The 19,228-nt window shown below is 62.4% G+C and carries 16 protein-coding genes; 8 read left to right on the top strand and 8 right to left on the bottom strand.

Features of this window, described 5'->3' with window-relative positions; genetic code table 11:
* The first annotated feature begins 40 nt into the window (after nucleotides 1-40).
* Nucleotides 41-967, top strand: coding sequence for a polyphosphate kinase 2 (ppk2, locus tag ACYPXD_RS04995; RefSeq protein ID WP_459708144.1), 927 nt, complete (start codon nucleotides 41-43; stop codon nucleotides 965-967).
* A gap of 194 nt (nucleotides 968-1,161) precedes the next feature.
* Here the strand turns inward: ppk2 and ACYPXD_RS04990 are convergent, their stop codons facing one another.
* Nucleotides 1,162-2,748 carry an inorganic phosphate transporter gene (locus tag ACYPXD_RS04990; protein ID WP_459708142.1) on the bottom strand — a complete coding sequence of 529 codons (1,587 nt, stop codon included), beginning with the start codon at nucleotides 2,746-2,748 and terminating at the stop codon, nucleotides 1,162-1,164.
* A gap of 335 nt (nucleotides 2,749-3,083) precedes the next feature.
* Here ACYPXD_RS04990 and ACYPXD_RS04985 point away from each other — a divergent pair, with 335 nt between their 5' ends.
* Nucleotides 3,084-4,214 (top strand): diguanylate cyclase, encoded by a 1,131-nt coding sequence (locus ACYPXD_RS04985; protein ID WP_459708140.1) that lies wholly within the window; start codon nucleotides 3,084-3,086, stop codon nucleotides 4,212-4,214.
* 35 nt (nucleotides 4,215-4,249) lie between these two features.
* On the opposite strand, the gene ACYPXD_RS04980 is transcribed toward ACYPXD_RS04985, so the two are convergent.
* Both ACYPXD_RS04980 and ACYPXD_RS04975 read right to left on the bottom strand, forming a co-directional pair.
* A complete protein-coding gene (locus tag ACYPXD_RS04980) occupies nucleotides 4,250-5,266 on the bottom strand; it encodes a VTT domain-containing protein (protein ID WP_459708138.1) in 1,017 nt (338 codons plus the stop codon).
* A gap of 133 nt (nucleotides 5,267-5,399) precedes the next feature.
* Nucleotides 5,400-7,409 (bottom strand): bifunctional DedA family/phosphatase PAP2 family protein, encoded by a 2,010-nt coding sequence (locus ACYPXD_RS04975; RefSeq protein ID WP_459708135.1) that lies wholly within the window; start codon nucleotides 7,407-7,409, stop codon nucleotides 5,400-5,402.
* A 721-nt stretch (nucleotides 7,410-8,130) separates the two neighbouring features.
* Here ACYPXD_RS04975 and ACYPXD_RS04970 point away from each other — a divergent pair.
* The gene (locus tag ACYPXD_RS04970; protein WP_459708133.1) at nucleotides 8,131-8,856 is read left to right on the top strand and encodes an H-NS histone family protein; all 726 of its coding nucleotides are present in this window, start codon (nucleotides 8,131-8,133) and stop codon (nucleotides 8,854-8,856) included.
* Nucleotides 8,857-8,964: 108 nt separating this feature from the next.
* On the opposite strand, the gene ACYPXD_RS04965 is transcribed toward ACYPXD_RS04970, so the two are convergent.
* From ACYPXD_RS04965 to ACYPXD_RS04950, 4 genes are all read right to left on the bottom strand, one after another.
* On the bottom strand, nucleotides 8,965-9,600 hold the full coding sequence (locus ACYPXD_RS04965) for an IMPACT family protein (RefSeq protein WP_459708440.1): 636 nt from the start codon (nucleotides 9,598-9,600) through the stop codon (nucleotides 8,965-8,967).
* Nucleotides 9,601-10,010: 410 nt separating this feature from the next.
* Nucleotides 10,011-10,244, bottom strand: a complete 234-nt coding sequence (locus ACYPXD_RS04960) for a hypothetical protein (protein ID WP_459708131.1) — start codon at nucleotides 10,242-10,244, stop codon at nucleotides 10,011-10,013.
* Between the two features lie 120 nt (nucleotides 10,245-10,364).
* Nucleotides 10,365-10,637 carry a hypothetical protein gene (locus ACYPXD_RS04955; protein ID WP_459708129.1) on the bottom strand — a complete coding sequence of 91 codons (273 nt, stop codon included), beginning with the start codon at nucleotides 10,635-10,637 and terminating at the stop codon, nucleotides 10,365-10,367.
* Between the two features lie 141 nt (nucleotides 10,638-10,778).
* Nucleotides 10,779-11,048, bottom strand: coding sequence for a hypothetical protein (locus tag ACYPXD_RS04950; RefSeq protein ID WP_219800697.1), 270 nt, complete (start codon nucleotides 11,046-11,048; stop codon nucleotides 10,779-10,781).
* Nucleotides 11,049-11,462: 414 nt separating this feature from the next.
* Here ACYPXD_RS04950 and ACYPXD_RS04945 point away from each other — a divergent pair, with 414 nt between their 5' ends.
* On the top strand, nucleotides 11,463-13,691 hold the full coding sequence (locus tag ACYPXD_RS04945) for a serine/threonine protein kinase (RefSeq protein ID WP_459708126.1): 2,229 nt from the start codon (nucleotides 11,463-11,465) through the stop codon (nucleotides 13,689-13,691).
* 16 nt (nucleotides 13,692-13,707) lie between these two features.
* Here the strand turns inward: ACYPXD_RS04945 and ACYPXD_RS04940 are convergent, their stop codons facing one another.
* Nucleotides 13,708-15,621, bottom strand: coding sequence for an SUMF1/EgtB/PvdO family nonheme iron enzyme (locus tag ACYPXD_RS04940; RefSeq protein WP_459708124.1), 1,914 nt, complete (start codon nucleotides 15,619-15,621; stop codon nucleotides 13,708-13,710).
* Between the two features lie 182 nt (nucleotides 15,622-15,803).
* On the opposite strand from ACYPXD_RS04940, the gene ACYPXD_RS04935 reads away from it, so the two are divergent.
* The 4 genes from ACYPXD_RS04935 to ACYPXD_RS04920 all read left to right on the top strand — a co-directional run bounded on the left by ACYPXD_RS04935 (nucleotide 15,804) and on the right by ACYPXD_RS04920 (nucleotide 19,123).
* Nucleotides 15,804-16,256: a DUF4399 domain-containing protein gene (locus ACYPXD_RS04935; protein WP_459708122.1), complete on the top strand. Its 453-nt coding sequence runs from the start codon at nucleotides 15,804-15,806 to the stop codon at nucleotides 16,254-16,256.
* Nucleotides 16,257-16,316: 60 nt separating this feature from the next.
* On the top strand, nucleotides 16,317-16,748 hold the full coding sequence (locus ACYPXD_RS04930) for a DUF4399 domain-containing protein (RefSeq protein ID WP_459708119.1): 432 nt from the start codon (nucleotides 16,317-16,319) through the stop codon (nucleotides 16,746-16,748).
* A 267-nt stretch (nucleotides 16,749-17,015) separates the two neighbouring features.
* Nucleotides 17,016-17,285, top strand: coding sequence for a hypothetical protein (locus ACYPXD_RS04925; RefSeq protein WP_459708117.1), 270 nt, complete (start codon nucleotides 17,016-17,018; stop codon nucleotides 17,283-17,285).
* A 437-nt stretch (nucleotides 17,286-17,722) separates the two neighbouring features.
* The gene (locus ACYPXD_RS04920) at nucleotides 17,723-19,123 is read left to right on the top strand and encodes an efflux transporter outer membrane subunit (protein WP_459708438.1); all 1,401 of its coding nucleotides are present in this window, start codon (nucleotides 17,723-17,725) and stop codon (nucleotides 19,121-19,123) included.
* Nucleotides 19,124-19,228 lie beyond the last annotated feature (105 nt).

Raw genomic sequence — 19,228 nt, 5'->3', positions numbered from 1 at the left:
GTTGCTATTCGAGCGCAACGCGCAACCGTGGAGAAACGCGATGAACGAGTTCGACCGGGAGAACGACCCGACTACGCTGGCCGCCCGGCAGCGGCGTTTCGAAGAAGACCTCATCGACGCGTACGACGAGGAACTGGAAATGGAAGTCGACGACCGCATCCTCGACGGCGAGGGAGCGGTATCCGACGAAGCGCGCGCATTGCGCAAGCGCTATTTCCGCGAGTTGTTCCGGCTGCAGGGCGAACTGGTCAAGCTGCAGGACTGGATCGTGCAGACCGGCCACCGCGTGGTGGTGATTTTCGAAGGCCGTGACGCGGCCGGCAAGGGCGGGGCGATCAAGCGCATTACGCAGCGGCTCAATCCGCGCGTGTGCCGTGTCGCCGCGCTGCCGGCGCCGAACAACCGCGAACGCACGCAGTGGTATTTCCAGCGCTATGTGAGCCACCTGCCGGCCGGCGGCGAAATGGTACTGTTCGACCGGAGCTGGTACAACCGCGCGGGTGTCGAGCGCGTGATGGGCTTTTGCAACGACGCGGAGTACGAAGAATTTTTCCGCTCGGTGCCCGAGTTTGAAAAAATGCTCGTGCGTAGCGGCATCCAGATCCTCAAGTACTGGTTTTCGATTACCGACGAAGAACAGGAAATCCGCTTTCAGGCGCGCATTCAGGATCCGCTCAAGCAGTGGAAGCTAAGCCCGATGGACCTCGAAAGCCGTCGGCGCTGGGAAGCGTACACGCAGGCAAAAGAAGTGATGCTGCAGCGCTCGCATATTCCCGAGGCGCCGTGGTGGGTCGTGCAGGCGGTCGACAAGAAGCGCGCGCGCCTGAACTGTATTCACCATTTGCTGAGCCAGGTGCCGTATAACGAAGTCGAGCATCCGGCCGTTACGCTGCCCGAGCGCGTTCATCATCCCGAGTATATCCGGCAGCCGGTGGCGGCCGAGATGATCGTGCCCGAGTTGTATTGACGCCGCGTTGATACTGCGGCGCGCCGATGCGGTGCGCCGATGCGGTGCCCGGATGCGGGCACGCCACGCCAAGAAGCTAAAGAAGGAAAACGCGGCAGAGTGTGTGACTCTGCCGCGTTTTTTATTACCGCGGTCGCTATCGCTTTAGCCATTGCTTTGGTATTGGCTTCAGCCTTTAGCGACCGCCGCGCGCATTAGAACAGATTCCGGAACAGCCAGTAGAGGCCGGCCGACAATGCGATCGATGCGGGCAGCGTCAGCACCCATGCGAGGATCAGGCTGCGCACGGTGCTCCACTGCAGGCCCGAACCGTTCGCCGCCATCGTGCCGGCCACGCCCGACGACAGTACGTGCGTGGTCGACACCGGCAAGCCGTATGCATCCGCGGCGCCGATCGTCAGCATCGCGACGAGTTCGGCCGACGCACCCTGGCCGTAGGTCAGATGCTGCTTGCCGATCTTTTCGCCGACCGTCACGACGATGCGCTTCCAGCCGACCATCGTGCCGAGACCGAGCGCGATCGCGACCGCAACCTTCACCCACGTCGGAATGAACTTCGTCGCGTTGTCGATCTGCTTCTTGAAGTTGTCGATCGCCCTGGTGTCGTTCTCCGAGAACGCGGGCGACTTCGCCTTTTCCATCAGACGGATTGCTTCGGACGCGATATACATGTCGTTACGCACGTTGTTGACCTTGTCCTGCGGCACGTTCGCGAGCGACCCGGACGCGCCGACCTGTTCGCCGATGCGTGCGGCCAGTTGCTGCAGGGCGGGCAGTGTGGTCGCCTGCAGCTGGCGCGTTTGCACGTAGCGCTCGACGTCGGCGCGCGGCGCAACGGAAGGCGGCGCGCCGTTCGTGTAATTGCCGAACGCGGCGGCGGCCTGTTGCGACACCGCGAGGAAGGTCTGCGTCTGCGCGGGCGAGACCGCCTTGTTGAGCGCATACGCGGTCGGCACGGTGCCGATCAGGATCAGCATGATGAGGCCCATGCCTTTCTGACCGTCGTTCGAGCCGTGCGCGAACGACACGCCGGTGCAGGTGAGGATCAGCAGCGCGCGAATCCAGAACGGCGGCGGCTCGTTGCCGGCCGGCTCCTTGTACAGATCCGGCACGCGAACGACCGCTTTCAGCACGAGCAGCAGCAAGCCCGACAGCAGAAAGCCGACGACCGGCGAAAACAGCAGCGACTTGCCGACGCCGAGCGCCTGGTTCCAGTCCACGCCGCTCGTGCCCGATGCGCCGTGCAGCAGCTGGTTCATGAGGCCTACGCCGATGATCGAGCCGACCAGCGTGTGCGAGCTCGACGACGGCAGGCCGAGATACCACGTGCCGAGGTTCCAGATGATCGCCGCGATCAGCAGCGCGAAGACCATCGCGAAGCCGGCGCTGCTGCCGACCTGCAGGATCAGTTCCACCGGCAATAACTGCAGGATGCCGAAGGCGACCGCTCCGGTCGAAGTCAGGACACCGAGGAAGTTCCATGCACCGGACCAGACCACCGCAATATTCGGCGATAGCGAATGGGTATAGATGACGGTTGCCACCGCATTCGCGGTGTCGTGAAAGCCGTTGACGAACTCGAAGGCAAGGGCGATTAAAAGCGCGATGCCAAGCAGCAGATAGGGCAGGAACGACGATTGCCGGACGGTCTGCAAATCGTCGATCAGATGCGTCGCGCAATAAATCGCGCCCGCGACGATGACAAGCAAAAAGATGATGAGGCCGACACTGCGGCCTTTTCCGGTTGTTGAACCCGCTTGCGGAAAGGAAAGTTCCGGCATGGCGTGTGCCTCCCAGGTTGGTCGCGTGAACCATCGATGCTGAGTGGCAAGTGTGTCGACGAGATGACAAACCCATGACCGATTTTGCCTGTAAAAACTGATGATTAATCGCCCTTTAACGAAATGCCGGCGCATTCGGGTTAAGCCGATTTACGGCGACGTGGCGACTGATCCGCGAAAATGGAAAAACCTTCGTATCGTGCAGCGCGGCATCGATAAACTGGTAGAATTTTTACCGTATTAAGCACGTCGTGTTTTACAGGTATATCGCGACGCACCGTCGCGTGTATTTATTAACTGTTCTTGAATCCCGCTGTTCTTTGCGCAGGTGCCAGATGGCGTCAGAAACGGATCGAACGACGGACAAGGCGGCGGGCGGTATGACCGGCAAGGGCGCGGGTTTTGTCGAGCGTAACTACCGGTTACGCATTGTTGGCCTCGGCCTCGGTTTTCTTTGCGTCGGTTCGGTTCTTCTCGGCCAGCAGCGCGGCGTTGCGATGTGGAGCCTCGCCGTATTCCACGGCATTATCTGGCCGCATGTCGCGCGCCGCGCGGCGCTTGCCGGCGCCGTCCCGTATCGCGGCGAGCGGCTCAATCTGATGATCGACTCGATTTTCGGCGGCTTCTGGATTGTTGCAATGCAATTCAATGTGCTGCCGAGCGTCGTGATTCTCGTCATGCTCAGCATGGACAATATCGCCGCGGACGGCGTGCGTTTCTTTGCGCGCGGCATCGCCGCGCATGCGGCTGGCGTCGTGATCGGCGCTGCTGTGCTGGGCCTCACGTTTACCCCGATGTCGACCATGGCGACCATCGTCGCGAGTCTGCCATTGCTGATCGTCTATCCGATCTCGCTTGGCTGGGCGATGTACCGGATGTCGCAAAAGCTCGCCGCGCGCACCCGCGACCTTGAACACCTGAGCCGTACAGACGGGCTGACCCGGCTCTGGAACCGCCGCCATTGGGAAGGGCAACTCGCGCTCGAATTCGAGCGCTGCCGGGCGAACAGCTACGCGTCGTGCCTGCTGCTGATCGATCTCGATCACTTCAAGCAGATCAACGATACGCTCGGCCATCCGGCCGGCGACGCCGTGCTCGTTGCGTTCGCCGGTATGCTGCAAAGCCATTTTCGCGCGGGCGACAGCATCGGCCGCTATGGCGGCGAGGAATTCGGCGTCGTGCTGCCCGGCGCCACCCTGCGCGAGACCCAGGCGATCGCGCGAGAATTGCTGCTGCGCGTGCGCGAGCAGGCACGCGAGCCTGATGCATCGTGCCCGTGCACGATCAGCGCGGGCATTGCGCAACTGATGCCCGATATGCCCGACTATCACACGTGGCTGCTTGAAGCGGACCGCAGCCTCTATCAGGCGAAAGCGCAGGGGCGCGACCGTATCGTGGTTGCCGGTGCGGGGGCGCCGGCTTCAGCGGCGGGTTTCGTTAATCTCAAGGCCGGCGTCAAGCCTTGATGCCTTGACTGGCTCTTAAGCGTGACGTGTCAAGGCTAGGCAATGCCGCGCAGCGTGACCCGACACGTCGATTCTTCCTCAAACGACACATCGTCCGGCTCGTCACGATATCGCCCGCGATTGGGCGGCACCGGCTCGACCGCATAGCCGCGCCGCTCCCATGCATCGAGGCCGCCCTTGACCGCACGCACGCGCTTGAAACCCCTCTCGCGCATCTGCTGCGATAACGCGCGCGCGGTTTCGTGATCGGGGCACACGCAATACACGACCGTATTGCGTTCCACCTCGTCCACTTCTTCAAGCGAATTGGCTTCGACTGTCATCACGCGCGGCAGCCGATACGGTTCCTGCTGCCGCACCGGTTCGGGGCGCGCATCGAGAATGACGGGCGGCATGGCCGGGCGCAGCATCGCCTCGACATGCTCCGGCGTGATGCGCGCGAGCGTGAGCGGCGGCTGCAGGCGCCAGCGCAGGATCAGCCGGTAAAGCAGATAGATAAGCGCAAGCGCGATGAGCACGTCGATCGCGGACCAACCGTGCCGGCGCACTTCCACGATGAACATGCGCAAGTGCCGCTCGAACAGCGCGCCGCCGAGCAGCCAGAACGTGGCCCACGCGGTCACGCCGAGCGCATCCCATGCGAAAAAGATAAGGGGGCGCACGCGTGTCGTGCCCATCAGCGGCGGTGTGATGATCGCGAGACCCGGAATGAACTTCGACACCGCGACGATGCCGGGCCCGAAGCGAACGAACAGCGCGCGTGCTTTTCTGACACGCTTTTCGACCGTAACCGATAAACGCGCGAGACCGTGGATAAGCCGGCGGCCGAGTACACGGCCCGCCGTGAACCAGACACCGTCGCCGATCATCGCGCCGAGCATCGCCGCGCCGAGCACGTGCCAGAACGACAGCCGATGGTCGACGATCGCCACGCCGGCGAACAGCAGCAGCGGCACCGCGGGAATCGGTATGCCGAGGCGTGCGATCAGCACATTGACGAATACCAGTGCGCTGCCCCATGTCGCGACTGCCGCGGCAGGAAACTCGATCACAGAAATGTCTCCTTGCGTGGCGCCGCGGGTTCAAGCCGAAGTCGAGCTAAAAGCGGGCGGCGGCCGCTCCGGTCCCGAGCATTGTTGCATGGTTGAAAGCCGCGCGCACCATGGGGGCATACGCTTGCGGCATTCAATGCGCAATGAGCGTGACCGGCACCCCCTTGCAGCCGATGCTGCGCGACGTTTCCAACGCCTGCCATTCTGGTCCGCCCGGTTCGGAAATCATCGGATCGATCTGCCGGTCGGTGCGCAATACGTTGAACGGCCATGACGGGCGCAGCAGCCGCTCGTGCACGAGCGAACCGAGCCAGATCGGTGTCGCGGCGGCGCCTGCCCTGCGCTGCACCGCGTAACCGGTCGGCCAGAAGCGCAGCACGTCGCGCTCGTCGCGGCGCTCGCGCTGGCGCGCGAAAATCAGCGTGGACGGTTCGCCGTCGTTGAGCTTCGGCAGCACAGGCAGGTCCATCGCGGGCACATTTGGCGAGATCAGCGAAAAGAGGCTGTGCGCGGAGACGCGCGTGCCGGGCACCCAGCCGCGGCTGCCCAGTTGCGCTTCGATCTGGCCGGCATCGGCGGTCCATTGCACGGTGATGGGCTCGCGACGATCGCCCTTCAGGTCAGAGCGATAGCACGGGAAAGTCTTCCAAAGCGAATCGGTCCATTGCGCCTCGCTCACGACGATCGGCGCGCGCGGCACCATCGGCGGTATCGCAAGCGAGTCCGGGCGGAAGCGGTATTGCAGCACCACGCTCCCGCAAATGACGGCGAGCACGACCAGCGGCATCCAGGGGCGCTTCGGCGACGCGTGCGGATTGCGCCAGACCGCGGTGAATGCAACGATCGCCACCCAGACCGCCGCAAACGCGGCGCCGCCGATCGCGTCGGAGAATGCATAGAGGCCCGAGTACAGTCCCGCGAAGGCGATCGCAAGCAGGATCACGGTGCCGACCGTCGTCACGACAATGGCGCTGAAGATGCCGACCCGGCGCGTGAGGATAAAGCCGAGAAAGCCATAGACGATCACGCTCGCCGCGACGTGATTGCTCGGGAACGCGTAGGCGTAGTCGCTGCCGCTCCACGGCGGCGCGCGATGCACGATCAACTGGATGCCGATGATGAGCATTTGTGAAAACGCGACCGCGATCACCCAGTAGACGACGGTGCGCCAGCGGCGCTCGGCGACCATCCACAGCACGCCGGTCGCGATCAGCGCCGTTAACGTGGGCACCGTGCCGAGCGCGGTGAAACGTGTCAGCACTTCGGCGAACCATGGCGAGTGGATCGCGCGCATGAAGCGATAGACCGACGCATCCGTTTGCACGAGCGGATTGCCGTGCACGACATCCTGCAGCACGCCGAAGAAAATGCCTGCACCGAGCAGCACGATGATCGAGATCGCGACGACGAGCACGACGCTGTGCTGTTGCGACGGATCGACGATGTGAAGCACGAAGCGGCCGGCGGTGCTCCGGCGATGCAGGCGCGCCCACAGCACGACGCTGCGTTGCGAGCTGACCGACCACGCGCGCGCATGCGAAAGGATGAAGCGCGCGGCGATGTAGATGAGCCATACGGCGCCGACGACGATGGCAAGCGCCGCCACGAGCCGGAACGACACGTCGCCGGCCAGTTGTATCGACGCGCCGAACACGACGCCGGGCAGGATATGCGCGGGCGCCCACAGCACCGCGGACAGCACGTTCATCGCATAGAAGCGGCCGGGCGGCATCTGCAGCATGCCAGCGACGACCGGCACGACCGCGCGCAACGGCCCGACGAAGCGGGCGAACAGGACCGCCTTCGCGCCGTGCTTTTCGAAGTACTGATGGCCTCGTTCGAGCAGCCGAGGATGGGTGCGAAACGGCCAGGCTCCGGCGATCCTGTCCCGGTAGCGATGGCCGAACCAGTAGCTGATGCCGTCGCCCGCGATTGCGCCGACCACGGCGATGGCGAGCAGCCAGCCAAGATTGAGCGTGCCGGTGCCGACGAGGGCACCCGCCACGAACAGCGCGGTGCTGCCCGGCACGAATGTGCCGATAAAGGCAACCGCTTCGAGAAAGGCGGCAAGGAAGACGACGGCCAACGTCCATCCAGTGTGCCCCGCTAGCAGGTGCAATAACTGGACGTACGCATGCTCCATATGAATCTCCCGATGTATCGAGGTCAGTGCGTGCGTGAATGGGGCGGTCAATGCGGAGATGACTGATTGCGACAAAACGTTGCTTCCCGGCCTCGTGCGCCTTGCATGAAGTTGACAGTCTAAGGGTAATGGATGGGTTCGCGCAGCGGGGCTCGCCGCCGGCGTACGACGCGAAGCGCGATGCGAAGCACACGCGATGCGGCGAGCACGGGTTATTCAGAGCGTAAGCATGGCACGCAGGATTCGTTAGGGCAAAGCAGTTCATGCTGGCATGGCAATACCCGGTCATTGCATTGAAGTCGTCGCCGGATGCCGTGGAACCTGCGGACTTTCAATAGACCTTAATGCAGGATTGCCCATACAGATTCCGATTCAATGTCCGGAATTTCCGGTTTTATTGGTTGCATATCTGAAAGCCGGTTCACAGCGCGGTGGCGGTCGCCTTTGCGCTTGCGGTTACCTCTCCGTTGCATGGCGCGCACATTGGCAAGCACATCGTTCTGTTAAAGACCGCTAACAGCGCGGCGATACGCATCAGGCGCCAGCAAGAAAAAAGACGGCAAGATGCGCTTGCGCATAATTGGATTAGGCTTAATTTGCTTTTTTGCGACGTTTGCTAAGGCTCAATTTGTTGTTATTACCTTACTTTACCTTCAAAACGTAGCACTTCAACCTATATCCATGGCATAGTCCGCTTATGTCGTTCAACCAGGAGAGGAGTATGGCCACATTGGAGCAGATCCAGACGCGCTTGAAGAGACTGCAAGCGCAGGCCGATGCGATCATCGCAAAGCGGGCGCAAGGCGCGCTTGACCAGATTCGCGAACTGATGATCAAGCATGGGCTTACCACGCGCGATATCGAAGCGCGTGCGAAGGCAAGACGGGAGCGCGCGCGTCTCGGTCTTGCTAACGGCAAGATGAAAAGCACGGGCGCGACCAAGGGCAAGTTGCCGCCCAAGTACCGCGACCCGAAAACGGGCGCGACGTGGAGCGGGCATGCCCGGCCGCCGGCATGGATCAAGAACGTGAAAGACCGGAGCAAGTTCTTGATCGATGGCGGCAGCGCGGCAGCTAGCGTGAGCGTCAAGCCCGCTGCAAAGCCGGCGGCAAAAAAGACCACGGCTAAAAAGGCAGCAATGAAAAAGACCGCCGCTAAGAAGAGCCCGGGCAGAAAGTCGGCTGCTGCCAAAAAGACGGCGGTGAAGAAAGCCGCTGTCAAGAAAGTGGCAGCCAAAAAGACCGCCGGTCGCAAAGCGGCGGCTAAAAAGGCCGCATCGGGCCGGGCGGCTGCTGGAAGGACGTCGGCGAGAAAGGTGACGGCGAGCAAGGTTGCGAGAAAAGTGGCCGCGCGCAAAACCGGGCGCGGCGCTTCGCGAAAGGTCGCGGCGCATACCGCATCGGTCGCTGCGCCGGTCACGGCGAATGGCGCGATCACGCTAAGCTAGGCCAGGCTGGATATCGCCTGATCTGTCGAGCGGCGCGCGCGGCGAACTTCGCCGTCGCGTGGCCGCTCGTTTCGCTTTAGCGATCCGAGGTGGGCCTCAAAGCGGGCTTTAGTCTTCCTGACCGGAGTTTGAAGGACAGACTGCGGGAAAGACCGCGCGGCCCTGCGTGAGGTCGCGCAATGTATCGCGTGCGTCTTCAAGCGCGGTAACGGGCAAGCGAATCACAAGACCCACATCCATTCCATACATGCTGTTTTCGAGCACGTGGTTCTGCTGCTCGATCCAGCGCCGTACACGCGCTTCGTCCGCGTAGCCTATTTCCACCGCAAGCGTTGCAAGCGCAATTCGTTCGACGCGTGGTGCGTCTTGCAGGACGCTTGCAATCGCATCCGTGTAGGCGCGCACGAGTCCGCCCGCACCGAGTTTGACACCGCCGTAGTAGCGAACGACCGCAGCCAGTACGCCATCGAGGTCGTGGTGGCGCAGCACTTCGAGAATCGGCCGCCCGGCTGTGCCCGATGGCTCGCCATCGTCGGACATGCCCGACTGGCCGGCGGCGAGCAACGCCCAGCATACGTGCGTTGCCGTCGGATGCGCTTCGCGCAGGCGGCGCAACTCGTCCATTGCGGCGTCACGGTCTGCCACGGGAATGGCATATCCGATAAAGCGGCTTTTGCGGATTTCGAGTTCCGCGGTCAAAGTGGCGGGCAGGGTGTAGGTTGGCAAGGCGGCTTGAGAAGGCAGAGCGGCAAGGCAGAGCGGCAAGGCAGAGCGGCAAGGCAGAGCGGCAAAGCGGTGGTTCGTATTGAAACGCTGTATTGTGCGCCATTCCGGTAAGGGTGTCTTGTCAACTTGTGCAATGACGTGCAGCGCTTCGCATCGCATAATCGGCGTGATGACGGATTTCGCTTCTGGCTGGGGCGATGCCGGACTCCTCAATCCGGCAATCCGTCATCCAGTCATCAATAGTACGGTAAGGCATTGGCGGCCCCTCTTGCGCATTGGCGCAAAGAGGGGCTTTTTGTTGTCCGTTAATGGAAGCGGTGCCTGAAAGCGGTGCCTGAAAGAAGTGCCGGCCGCACCACGCGCGTTGCCTTCGACACTCGCGTCAAGAATCGGCGCCTGACGTCCCGCGCCACAGGCAACGCCACGCATCACTTTCGCAACAGGCTTTGCGCCGGAATCCGTTCGTCGACCATTGGCCGTGCAGACGAAAAGCCCGGCGGAAAATCGACGACGCGCGCGACGTTGCGCGATGCGGCGGGCTGAGTTTCTCCGGCCGCGCCGAAAAAGCGTGCGCCGACTCGCGCGCCGCCAACAATCGCGGTCATCGCCTGGCGGTCGAGTTCGACGCTGGCGGAAAGGTCCTTGATAACGAGCCTGGTCATGGCTGTTCCCGACGCTTGATGACGAACAACCAGTATAGGAAAAGGCGCGCGCTTCCGGTATCCGGCAGCGCGCGCTAGCGCACGGTGCGGAGGTCCCCGTTCCTCCATCTCAGCGTGTGATTACACGGCCGCATTCGTGCTTGCCCAAAGCTTCGGGCTGACGTTCAGATTCGGCGGCACGAAGCCTGCGCCGATCACACCGATGTTGTTCAGTGCTTCGACGTTGACGAACTGCATCTGCGTGATGTTCTGGTTGACGCCGATATTGACGTTGGCCACCGGGCCGAGGCCGGCGAGCCACGAATTGCCGGGCGCGCCGCCGGAGACGGCGGACATCTCGCCGTGCTCGAGTGTCCGGATACCGGACAGGTCGCTAATGATGATGGACGACATGATATTTCTCCAGGGAGACATAAAACGGAAAAAGCAGGCAAAAAGCGGGCAAAAACAGCGACAGCAGCAAAACAGGCGGACTGCATTCACCGGGAGCGCGTGCGGTGCGTGCGCTCCCGGTCCCCCGTGCAAGTCTCGTGATTAGTAGACGTTGACGTTGTTCGTGCCCGTCATCGTCGGCGTGATCGTCGTGTCGAATTTCTTCGCGAACGCGTTGCCGTTGTTGCTGATGTTGCTCACGTCCTGCGACTGGTTTACAAGTTGCTGCGCATTGACCGTCTTGCTGTTATCGAACTTGAGCGACAGGTCCGGGTAGTACGGGAAAGCGATATAGCCGCCGCGCACGGCCTGCATGGCCTTGCTGTCGAGTTGTTCGGCCATGGCGAGGTCTTTGATGGTCAGCGATTTCATGAAAGTTCTCCTAACAAGGAATAGAGGGGTCTGGCGGTTCGTTTGAGCATCTTGTCTGCTCGGGCGTCACTCACGCACAGGCTGTGCCAGTCGTTGCGACGAGCCCCGCGAAATGCGCTGCAAAAGCGTTCGACCGTTGATGGATAAGGCGCTCGCGCGTGTGCCGCGAAACCGGCGCGTATCCGGCTTCGACGATCGGCGCATCGACGATAGCGGCCGGAGACGGCTGATGACGGGTTGAGGCCAACGGGTTGCCCGAAGCTGTTGGCCGGTTCGCAACATATGGAGTGAGCCGCATACGTGGCCAATTCCGTTTGCGAAAGAGAATCGTGCGGGCTACTATCGAACGAGCGCATGTAATTGATTACGACAGGATCTCTTCCATCCCAACGAGCGCTGCATCGCTTCGCACCCATGGCCAACCTTGCGCATCTGATCCGGGATTACCAGAGCGGCGCGCTTTCACACGATGCGTTCGTCGCTCAGCTCGACAGCACGTTGACGACCGACGGTCAGGGCTCGGCACGGCTTTTCGATGTCCTGCGCGAAGCGCACGCACGCATGCCATTGCCGGCGGATCTCTATGCGGAGGTCCATCGCAGAATCGAGCAATTGCCGGTGTCGAATCTCGCGGCAGCGGGCGGCGAGGAAACGCGTGTGCAGACCACACCGGGCCATGGCGGAACGCCAGGCGGCGCTGGCGCGGCGGTTCCGCCGCCGCCGCCGTCGTCATCGCCATCGGGAACGATCGGCGCGACGCTCGCGCACGGCGCATCGTCCGATGAAGTCAAAGGGACGGGCGACACGCTCAACAATCGTTTCGTGCTCGAAGAATGCCTCGGCATCGGCGGCATGGGCACCGTCTATAAGGCGCTCGATCTGCGCAAGCTCGAAGCATCGGATCGCAAGCCGTATGTCGCGATCAAGGTGCTCAATGTGCAGTTTCGCGGCAATCCGAAGTCGCTGATCGCACTGCAGCGCGAGGCGCGCAAGGCGCAGGTGCTCGCGCACCGGAACATCGTCACTGTCTACGACTTCGATCGCGACGGCGCGATTGTCTATCTGACGATGGAGTATCTGTCGGGCAAGCCGCTCAGCCAGATTTTGCGCACGCCCGATTTCCATGGCATGCCGGTCGGCGCCGCACTGCCGATCGTGCGCGGCATGTCGGCCGCGCTTGCCTATGCGCACGAACGCGGCTTTGTGCATTGCGATTTCAAGCCCGCGAATGTGTTCCTCACCGAGCACGGCGAAGTGAAGGTGATCGACTTCGGCATTGCACGCGTCTTTCAGCGAAGCGAGGAAGAAAGCGACGTGACCGTGTTCGACCCGGGCAGCCTCGGCGCATTGACGCCTGCGTATGCGAGCCCCGAAATGCTCGAGCATCTGGAGCCCGATCCGCGCGACGACATCTATGCGCTCGGCTGCATCACGTATGAACTGCTCACTGGGCGCCATCCGTTCGAGCGGATGTCCGCGACGCAGGCGCGCGCCGCGCATCAGCAGCCGCAGCGTCCCGAGCAGCTCAGCACGCGGCAATGGCGCGCCTTGCGCGCGGCGCTGTCATTCGATCGGGCGACGCGAATGCCGACGGTCGCGCGCTTTGTCGAAGAGTTTTGCGTCGATGAGGCGCGCCCGGCGAACGTGAAGGCCAAGCCGCTTCAGGGCACGTTGAAAAAGGGCAACGGCGGGTCGAGTGCCCGGTCGGGCTGGCCATTGAAAGCGGGCGTCGCGGCGCTTGTCGCACTGATTGCGGCGGGCGCCGGTGTTTATCGTTATCGGGTGTCGACAGCGGAACAGGATGCCGAGCAGCAGGTGTCGTCGGCTTCGGACGCGACGGCAGCGGGCGCATTGGAGGCGCCGGTTCAAACAGGCTCGATCGGTGCATCGCAAACGACAGCGCAAAGGGCAATGCCGTCTCAAAGCGAAGCCGCGGCGCGAGCGGCGAACGTTACGCCGGCGCCGCCGCCGACACTCGCGGTGGTCTCGCCCTTGCTTGCGAAGGTGCCGTGTTCCGCGCTTGCCGCATCGATCAGCGGTCGCGCGGTACAACTGCGCGGCTTTGTCGCGCAGCCCGATGGTATCGACACGCTGAAGACGACGGTCGGTGCGATGCCGGGTGTCGACGCGCTCAATCTCGACGTGCGGCCGCTAGGCGCGGACAAATGCGAAGTGCTCGACGCGTACGCGCCTTATTGGGCGCACAACTGGGATGCGGGCCATGTCGCGACGCTTCATACGCGCGCATCGGGCGGACAGCTGACTGAAGGCGACCCGCTCGTTGTCGACGTGTCGACGCCGGGCTACGACTCGTACGTGAATGTCGATTACTACGTGCTTGACGGCAGTGTCGTGCATATGGTGCCTGGGCCGCGCGCAAAAGATAATCAGGCGCCGCCGCATTACAAGGCGACGATCGGTGCGGGCGGCGACTGGATCGTATCGAAACCGTTCGGTACGGAACTCGTCGTGCTATTGATTACGCCGGCGCCGCTCTTCGACAGCATGCGGCCGGAAAGCGAAGCGCGCGCCGATTATTTAAGGCTGCTCGACACGAGGCTCAAGCAGATGGCCGAAAAGTACGGGCAGGACAAGATCGTCGCGGACATCGCGCCGATTACGAGCAAGGCGCGCGGGCACTGAGCCCCGGCGCGAGCGGCTACTTCAGGTCTTTGGCGACACGAAAGCCGTCTTGCGATTGGCGCACGCTCTGACTGTACTTGAAGCGGGTCGATGTGAGCATGTAGTCGCTGCCTTCGCGCCATGAACCGCCGCGGATCACCCGCATGTTGCAGCCCGGTGCGTCCCACGCGCGGCCGTCGTTCGGTGCGTTCTGGTACGAGTTGTGCCAGCAGTCGCTCACCCATTCCCATACGCTGCCGTTCATGTCGTGCAATCCATAAGGATTGGCCGCGAACGTACCGACGCTTTCGGGGCCTTCCTTATGCCATGGCTCGCCGCAGTCCTTGCAGTTCGCCTGGCCCTTGCGCATCTGCTCGCCCCACCAGTACTTCGACGTAGTGCCCGCGCGGTCCGCGTATTCCCATTCGGCTTCGGTCGGCAGGCGGTAAGGCTTGCCTGTCGTTTTGGCGAGCCATTTGACATAGAGCTGTGCGTCGTCCCAGCTTAGATCGCGCGCCGGCGCATTCTTCACCGAATTGGTGTCGGCGGACAGGCGCGGACACGCGTTCGCGTCCGCGCACGCATTCCATTGCTCGACCGTCACTTCGTATTTGCCGATCGCGAACGGCGCCGCGATCGTTACGTGGTGTGGCGGCTTTTCAGACGGGTCGTCGGAGTGGCTACCCATCGTGAAGGAGCCGGCCGGTAACGCGATCATCACCGGGCAGGTCGCGCAGTCCCGGCTTTCGCCGCTTGCGGAGGAAGGCGCTTTGGCGGGCGGTTGTGCGGGCGCCGGCGCCGGTGCAGGCGTTGCAGCGGCGGGGCGTTGTTGCTGCGGTGCGGGTGCGGCAGGCGCGGCAGATGTAGCTGGCGCGGTTGGTGTGGTCGCTTGAGGCACTGATGAGGCCGGCGCCGCTTGCGGTTTTTGCGCGCCCGCCGCAGCTTTCAGACGCTCGATGCGGGCGCGCGCAAGCGTCGCAAAGCGTCCATTCGGATAGGCCTTCAGATAGGCTTCGTAATCGCTCGCGTAATTGCTGTCCTTGATCGAGTCCCAGAATGTCAGTTCGTATTGCTCATTGCTGTCTTTGGGCATGATGCCGCGGGTTTGAATGGGCGCGTGCGTGTTGTCTTCGTAAGCCGAACTCGCGAGCGCGATGCGCTGCGACGCATCGAGATTTCGCATGCTGCTGACGGCGACGCCTAACGGTTCAAGCGCCGTCGATGAAATCCACGGCTTTTGCCGGCCGTTCGTAAGCGACTTAACCTCGCTTGCCGCGTGCCGAAGCATCGCGAACATCGCCCCCATGTCTTCGCTCTGGGCGGCGAGTGGCGCGTTTTGCATCTGGCGCAGCCATGCGCCGGTCAGCAGGCCATGTTGCGCGCCGTCGAACGCAACGGCACCGGGCGCCGCCGCATAGGCGACGAATGTTCGAGCGGGCAATGCCGGCAGTGCCGCATCGAAGCGGGAAGGGTGCGCGAAAGGCTGCACAAGACAGGCGTCGAGCACGACGACGTTGCGCTGCCCGGGCCGTACCGCAGACATCGCCTGCAATACCGCCGCTACGTCCACGCCATCGCGCAGCAAAGCGGCCGGCCTGCGCGCATCGCTGCCCGCGGGGAGCAGCAAAGTGGAATGCGCGGTTTGCATGCCGTGCCCGGCGAAGTAGAAAAGACCGATACCGCCCGCTTGCAGCCGCCTGCCGAATTCGGCAATTGCCTCATTCATTTTTTGCGGCGTTGCATCGGACACGCTGACCACGTCGAAGCCTAGCGACTTCAAAGCGGCATCGACAGCCTCGGCATCGTGCCGCGCGTTAGCGAGCGGGCTAACCGGATAGTTGCCGTTGCCGATCACCAGCGCGACTTTGCGTTCGGCAGAAGCGGTATCGGCGCCGGCCGCCTGCGCACTGCCGAGCCCGATCATGCACACCAGCAGGAGTGTTCGCCACATATTCAAATCCTGTCCGCTATGAACCGTCTATGGGTACGGGACGTCTCGCCGGCCGTCATCAAAAAGATAGCACGCAGTCCGAACGTCAGAACGTTAACGAGTGTCGCGTATCTTTTTGGCAAGTTCCGTCCTAAGCTAAAACGGAATCGCAAAGCCCTGACCTTCCTTCGGGAGAATGCGCCATGCGAAGAACAAGAACGCCGGGCGTGCTAGCCGCGCTGTTGATTGCGTCGGCGGCATGTATCGCGCTGGGTCCATCGAGCGTGCACTCCGCACAACAGACGCCGTCGCCGCCCGGCGCGCAGGAATACATCATCTGGCCGTACGACGGCGCAGTCATTCAGGGCGGCAAACTGTGGGTTCGCATGGGGCTGCGCAATATGGGCGTATGCCCGAAGGGCGTGAACGTGCCCAATACGGGGCATCACCATCTGCTGATCGACACCGATCTACCGCCGCTCGACCAGGAAATTCCGTCCGACCGCCAGCATCTTCATTTCGGCGCGGGCGAGACCGATGCGCGCATCGAACTACCGCCGGGCAAGCACACGCTGCAACTCCTGCTCGGCGATCAGAACCACGTGCCGCATGTGCCGCCCGTGTACTCGAAGAAAATCACGATCATCGTCAAGTGAGGGGCTCCTGGGGCCCTGGCCCTGGAGCGGGCGAACGATGCTCGACGGAGAGCGCCAGTCATGTATAAGATTCTTGCCGCTGCGGCGCTTGCCGCGTTGATGGGCTGGTTTGTGGGCAATGCATCGGCCGGCACGACCCCGGCGCCGCGCGATGCGATTGCCTATATCGGTTACCCGAACGACGGCCAGGTCGTGCCGGCCAACAAACCGTTTCGCGTGTGGTTCGGACTGCGCTATATGGGCGTCGCTCCCAAGGGCGTCAAATATCCGAACACGGGGCACCACCATCTGCTGATCGATACCGATCTGCCGCCGATGGACCAGGAGATTCCGTCCGACCGCCAGCATCTGCATTTCGGCGCCGGCGAAACCGAAACGATGATCGAGTTGCCGCCCGGTAAGCACACGCTGCAATTGCTGATGGGCGACGACAAGCATGTACCGCACGATCCGCCGATCTATTCGAAGAAGATCACCGTGATTGCGAAGTGACGTGTGGCCGAGGTGTGGCCCATGAGACAACACTCAACCACGCGTTGTTGGCCCACACCCATCTCTCCGAAACGGCAACACGCTCGCGTCAACTCGCGAAGCAGGCGGCCCATCAAGCGGAACCCTTGTGTTTACAAGGCTCTACTCGCCTTGAGCGCAAGCGGGTTCATCACTGGCACAGCCCATGCGTTAGTAAGCCGCGAGCAGACAAGACATGCTCGAACCTGAAAACGCAGACCCTGCGTCCACCTTCTTAGGAGAACCGTGATGAAATCGCTGATGATCAAAGACCTGCACGTTACCGAACAACTCGACAGCAAGGCCATGAAGGCCGTGCGCGGCGGCTATATCGCCTACCCGTACTTCCCGAGCCTGTCGTTCAAGTTCGACGACAGCAAGACCGTTACCGCGCAGCAACTGATCGACCAGTCGCAATCGGTCAACAACGTGAGCGGCAACGGCAACGCGTTCGCGAAGAACTTCAACACGACGATCACGCCGACCATGACCGCGACGAACAACGTCAACGTTCATTAAGTGGCCTGACGGCTCCGCGGAGGCTGGACCGGGCCTTCCGCGGGCCGCATTGCAGTACCGCATAGCAGTACCGCATTGCCGGGCACATCGCCATGCGCATTGCCGCGTGAATTGCACGTAAGCATCGCCGTAAGCGGTCGCGCATCAAAAAGCAGATAAGCAGAATCGTCCTTTCCATACGGCCCGCTCGACGCACGCCGCGCGACGCACGCTTTCCAGCACACCTCGATTCACGCGGATATCGATAGAGATGCCGCGCGGGACGTGCTTTACTTGAATCGCGCGCCTTGCTGTGGCATCGCCGGGATCGTTCGGAGAATACCGTGTTCGTGTCGCCTCGTTCATTGGTTCGCCGCTTGCCGGGTATCGTCCGCAACCGCCTTGCGCAGCGGACCTGCGATCGCCGCGCTGTCGTAAGGCTATCCGCCGTTGCCGGGATCGCCGTCGAGGCGCTCTTCACCTGTGCACTGCTCGGCGGCTGCATCGATGCCCACGTGCCCGACTACAAGCGTCCCGACACGCCGGCCAAGGCGTCGTGGACCGATCGCACCAACGCGTCGATTTCCGCTTCCGACACGATCGAGCCCGACTGGTGGAAGACCTTCCAGGACCCGTATCTGAACACGCTGATTGCGAAGTCGATCGACGGCAACTTCGACATCAAGATTCTTGCCGCGCGCATCAACGTAGCGGGTGCCCAGATTGCCGAAGCGCAATCGGGCGCCTTGCCGACAATGGATCTCGGCGCCGGTGCGAATTTCGAAAAGACGACCGGCGTGCCGTTTTCAAGGCAGTACAACGTTGCGACCCAGGTGAACTGGGACATCGATATCTGGGGCAAGGTCGAAAAAGGCGTGCAGGCGCAAAAAGCCGAGTTTCGCGCAACCGAAGCCGACTGGCGCGCGGGCTACCTCGAACTGGTGTCGAATGTGTCGAGCACGTATTTCCAGATCCTGCAGTTCGACGATCAGATCGAACAGCAGCAGAAGATGATCGACGCGAACCGGCAGATCCTGACGATCTTCCAGGGCATGAGCGCAAGCGGCCTGATACCGAAGACGCAAGTGCTGCGCGAGCAGGCCGAGATCAACCGTCTGACCAAGGACCTGCTCGATCTGCGCCGTTCGCGCGATCTCGCGAACAATGCGCTGTGCACGCTGATCGGCGTGCCGGCCGGCGAATACAAGGTGCCGCCCGGGCACTTGCAGCAGCGCGTGCAATTGCCACCGGTGCCGGCCGGCTTGCCGTCGCAACTGCTGGCAAGGCGCCCGGACATCGTCGCATCCGAATTGCGCGTGCTTGAATCGTACGACCTGGTCGGCGAAGCGAAGCTCGCGCAACTGCCGACCGTGAGTCTTACCGCGCACGGTGGCACCGCGAGCCTCGCTTTGTCGGATCTGCTGAAATCGTTCACGTTCGGCGTGATGCCGAGCATCAACATTCCGATTCTCGATCCCGGCGTGCGCGCGCATGTGAAGACGACTGAAGCGCAAGCCACGGTGGCCGAGCAGGAGTACCGGCGCACCGTGATGGGCGCGTTCGAAGAAGTCGAGAGCGCGCTCGTCAATCTGAATGCGCACAAGGCGCAACGGGTGGAGTTGCTGCAGCAGGTCGAGCGCCTGCGCATCGTCGCGGACCAGGTGAATGCGCAGTTGAAAGAGGGCGTGATTTCGCAGCTCGATGTATTCGAAACGGACCGGTCGTATCTCGAAGCGCAGCTCGAACTGCTGTCGAACCATCAACAGATTCTGTCGGACACGGTGTTGCTCTATAAGGCGCTGGGCGGCGGCTGGCCGCCGGTCGATATCCAGATGCAAGTGAACGACGTTAAAAATTGACTACCGTCATGCGTGACTTAAAATCGCTGTGTGCCCGCCGCCCCCTGTTTCGGGCCGCCCGCGCGCTTTCCGCCGCGCTTTCTGACGGCATTCCTCTGACGCTTC

It is taken from the genome of Paraburkholderia sp. 2C (assembly GCF_054589215.1).
The sequence above is the reverse complement of the archived record's forward strand: the minus strand, read 5'-3'. Positions and strand labels throughout refer to the sequence as shown.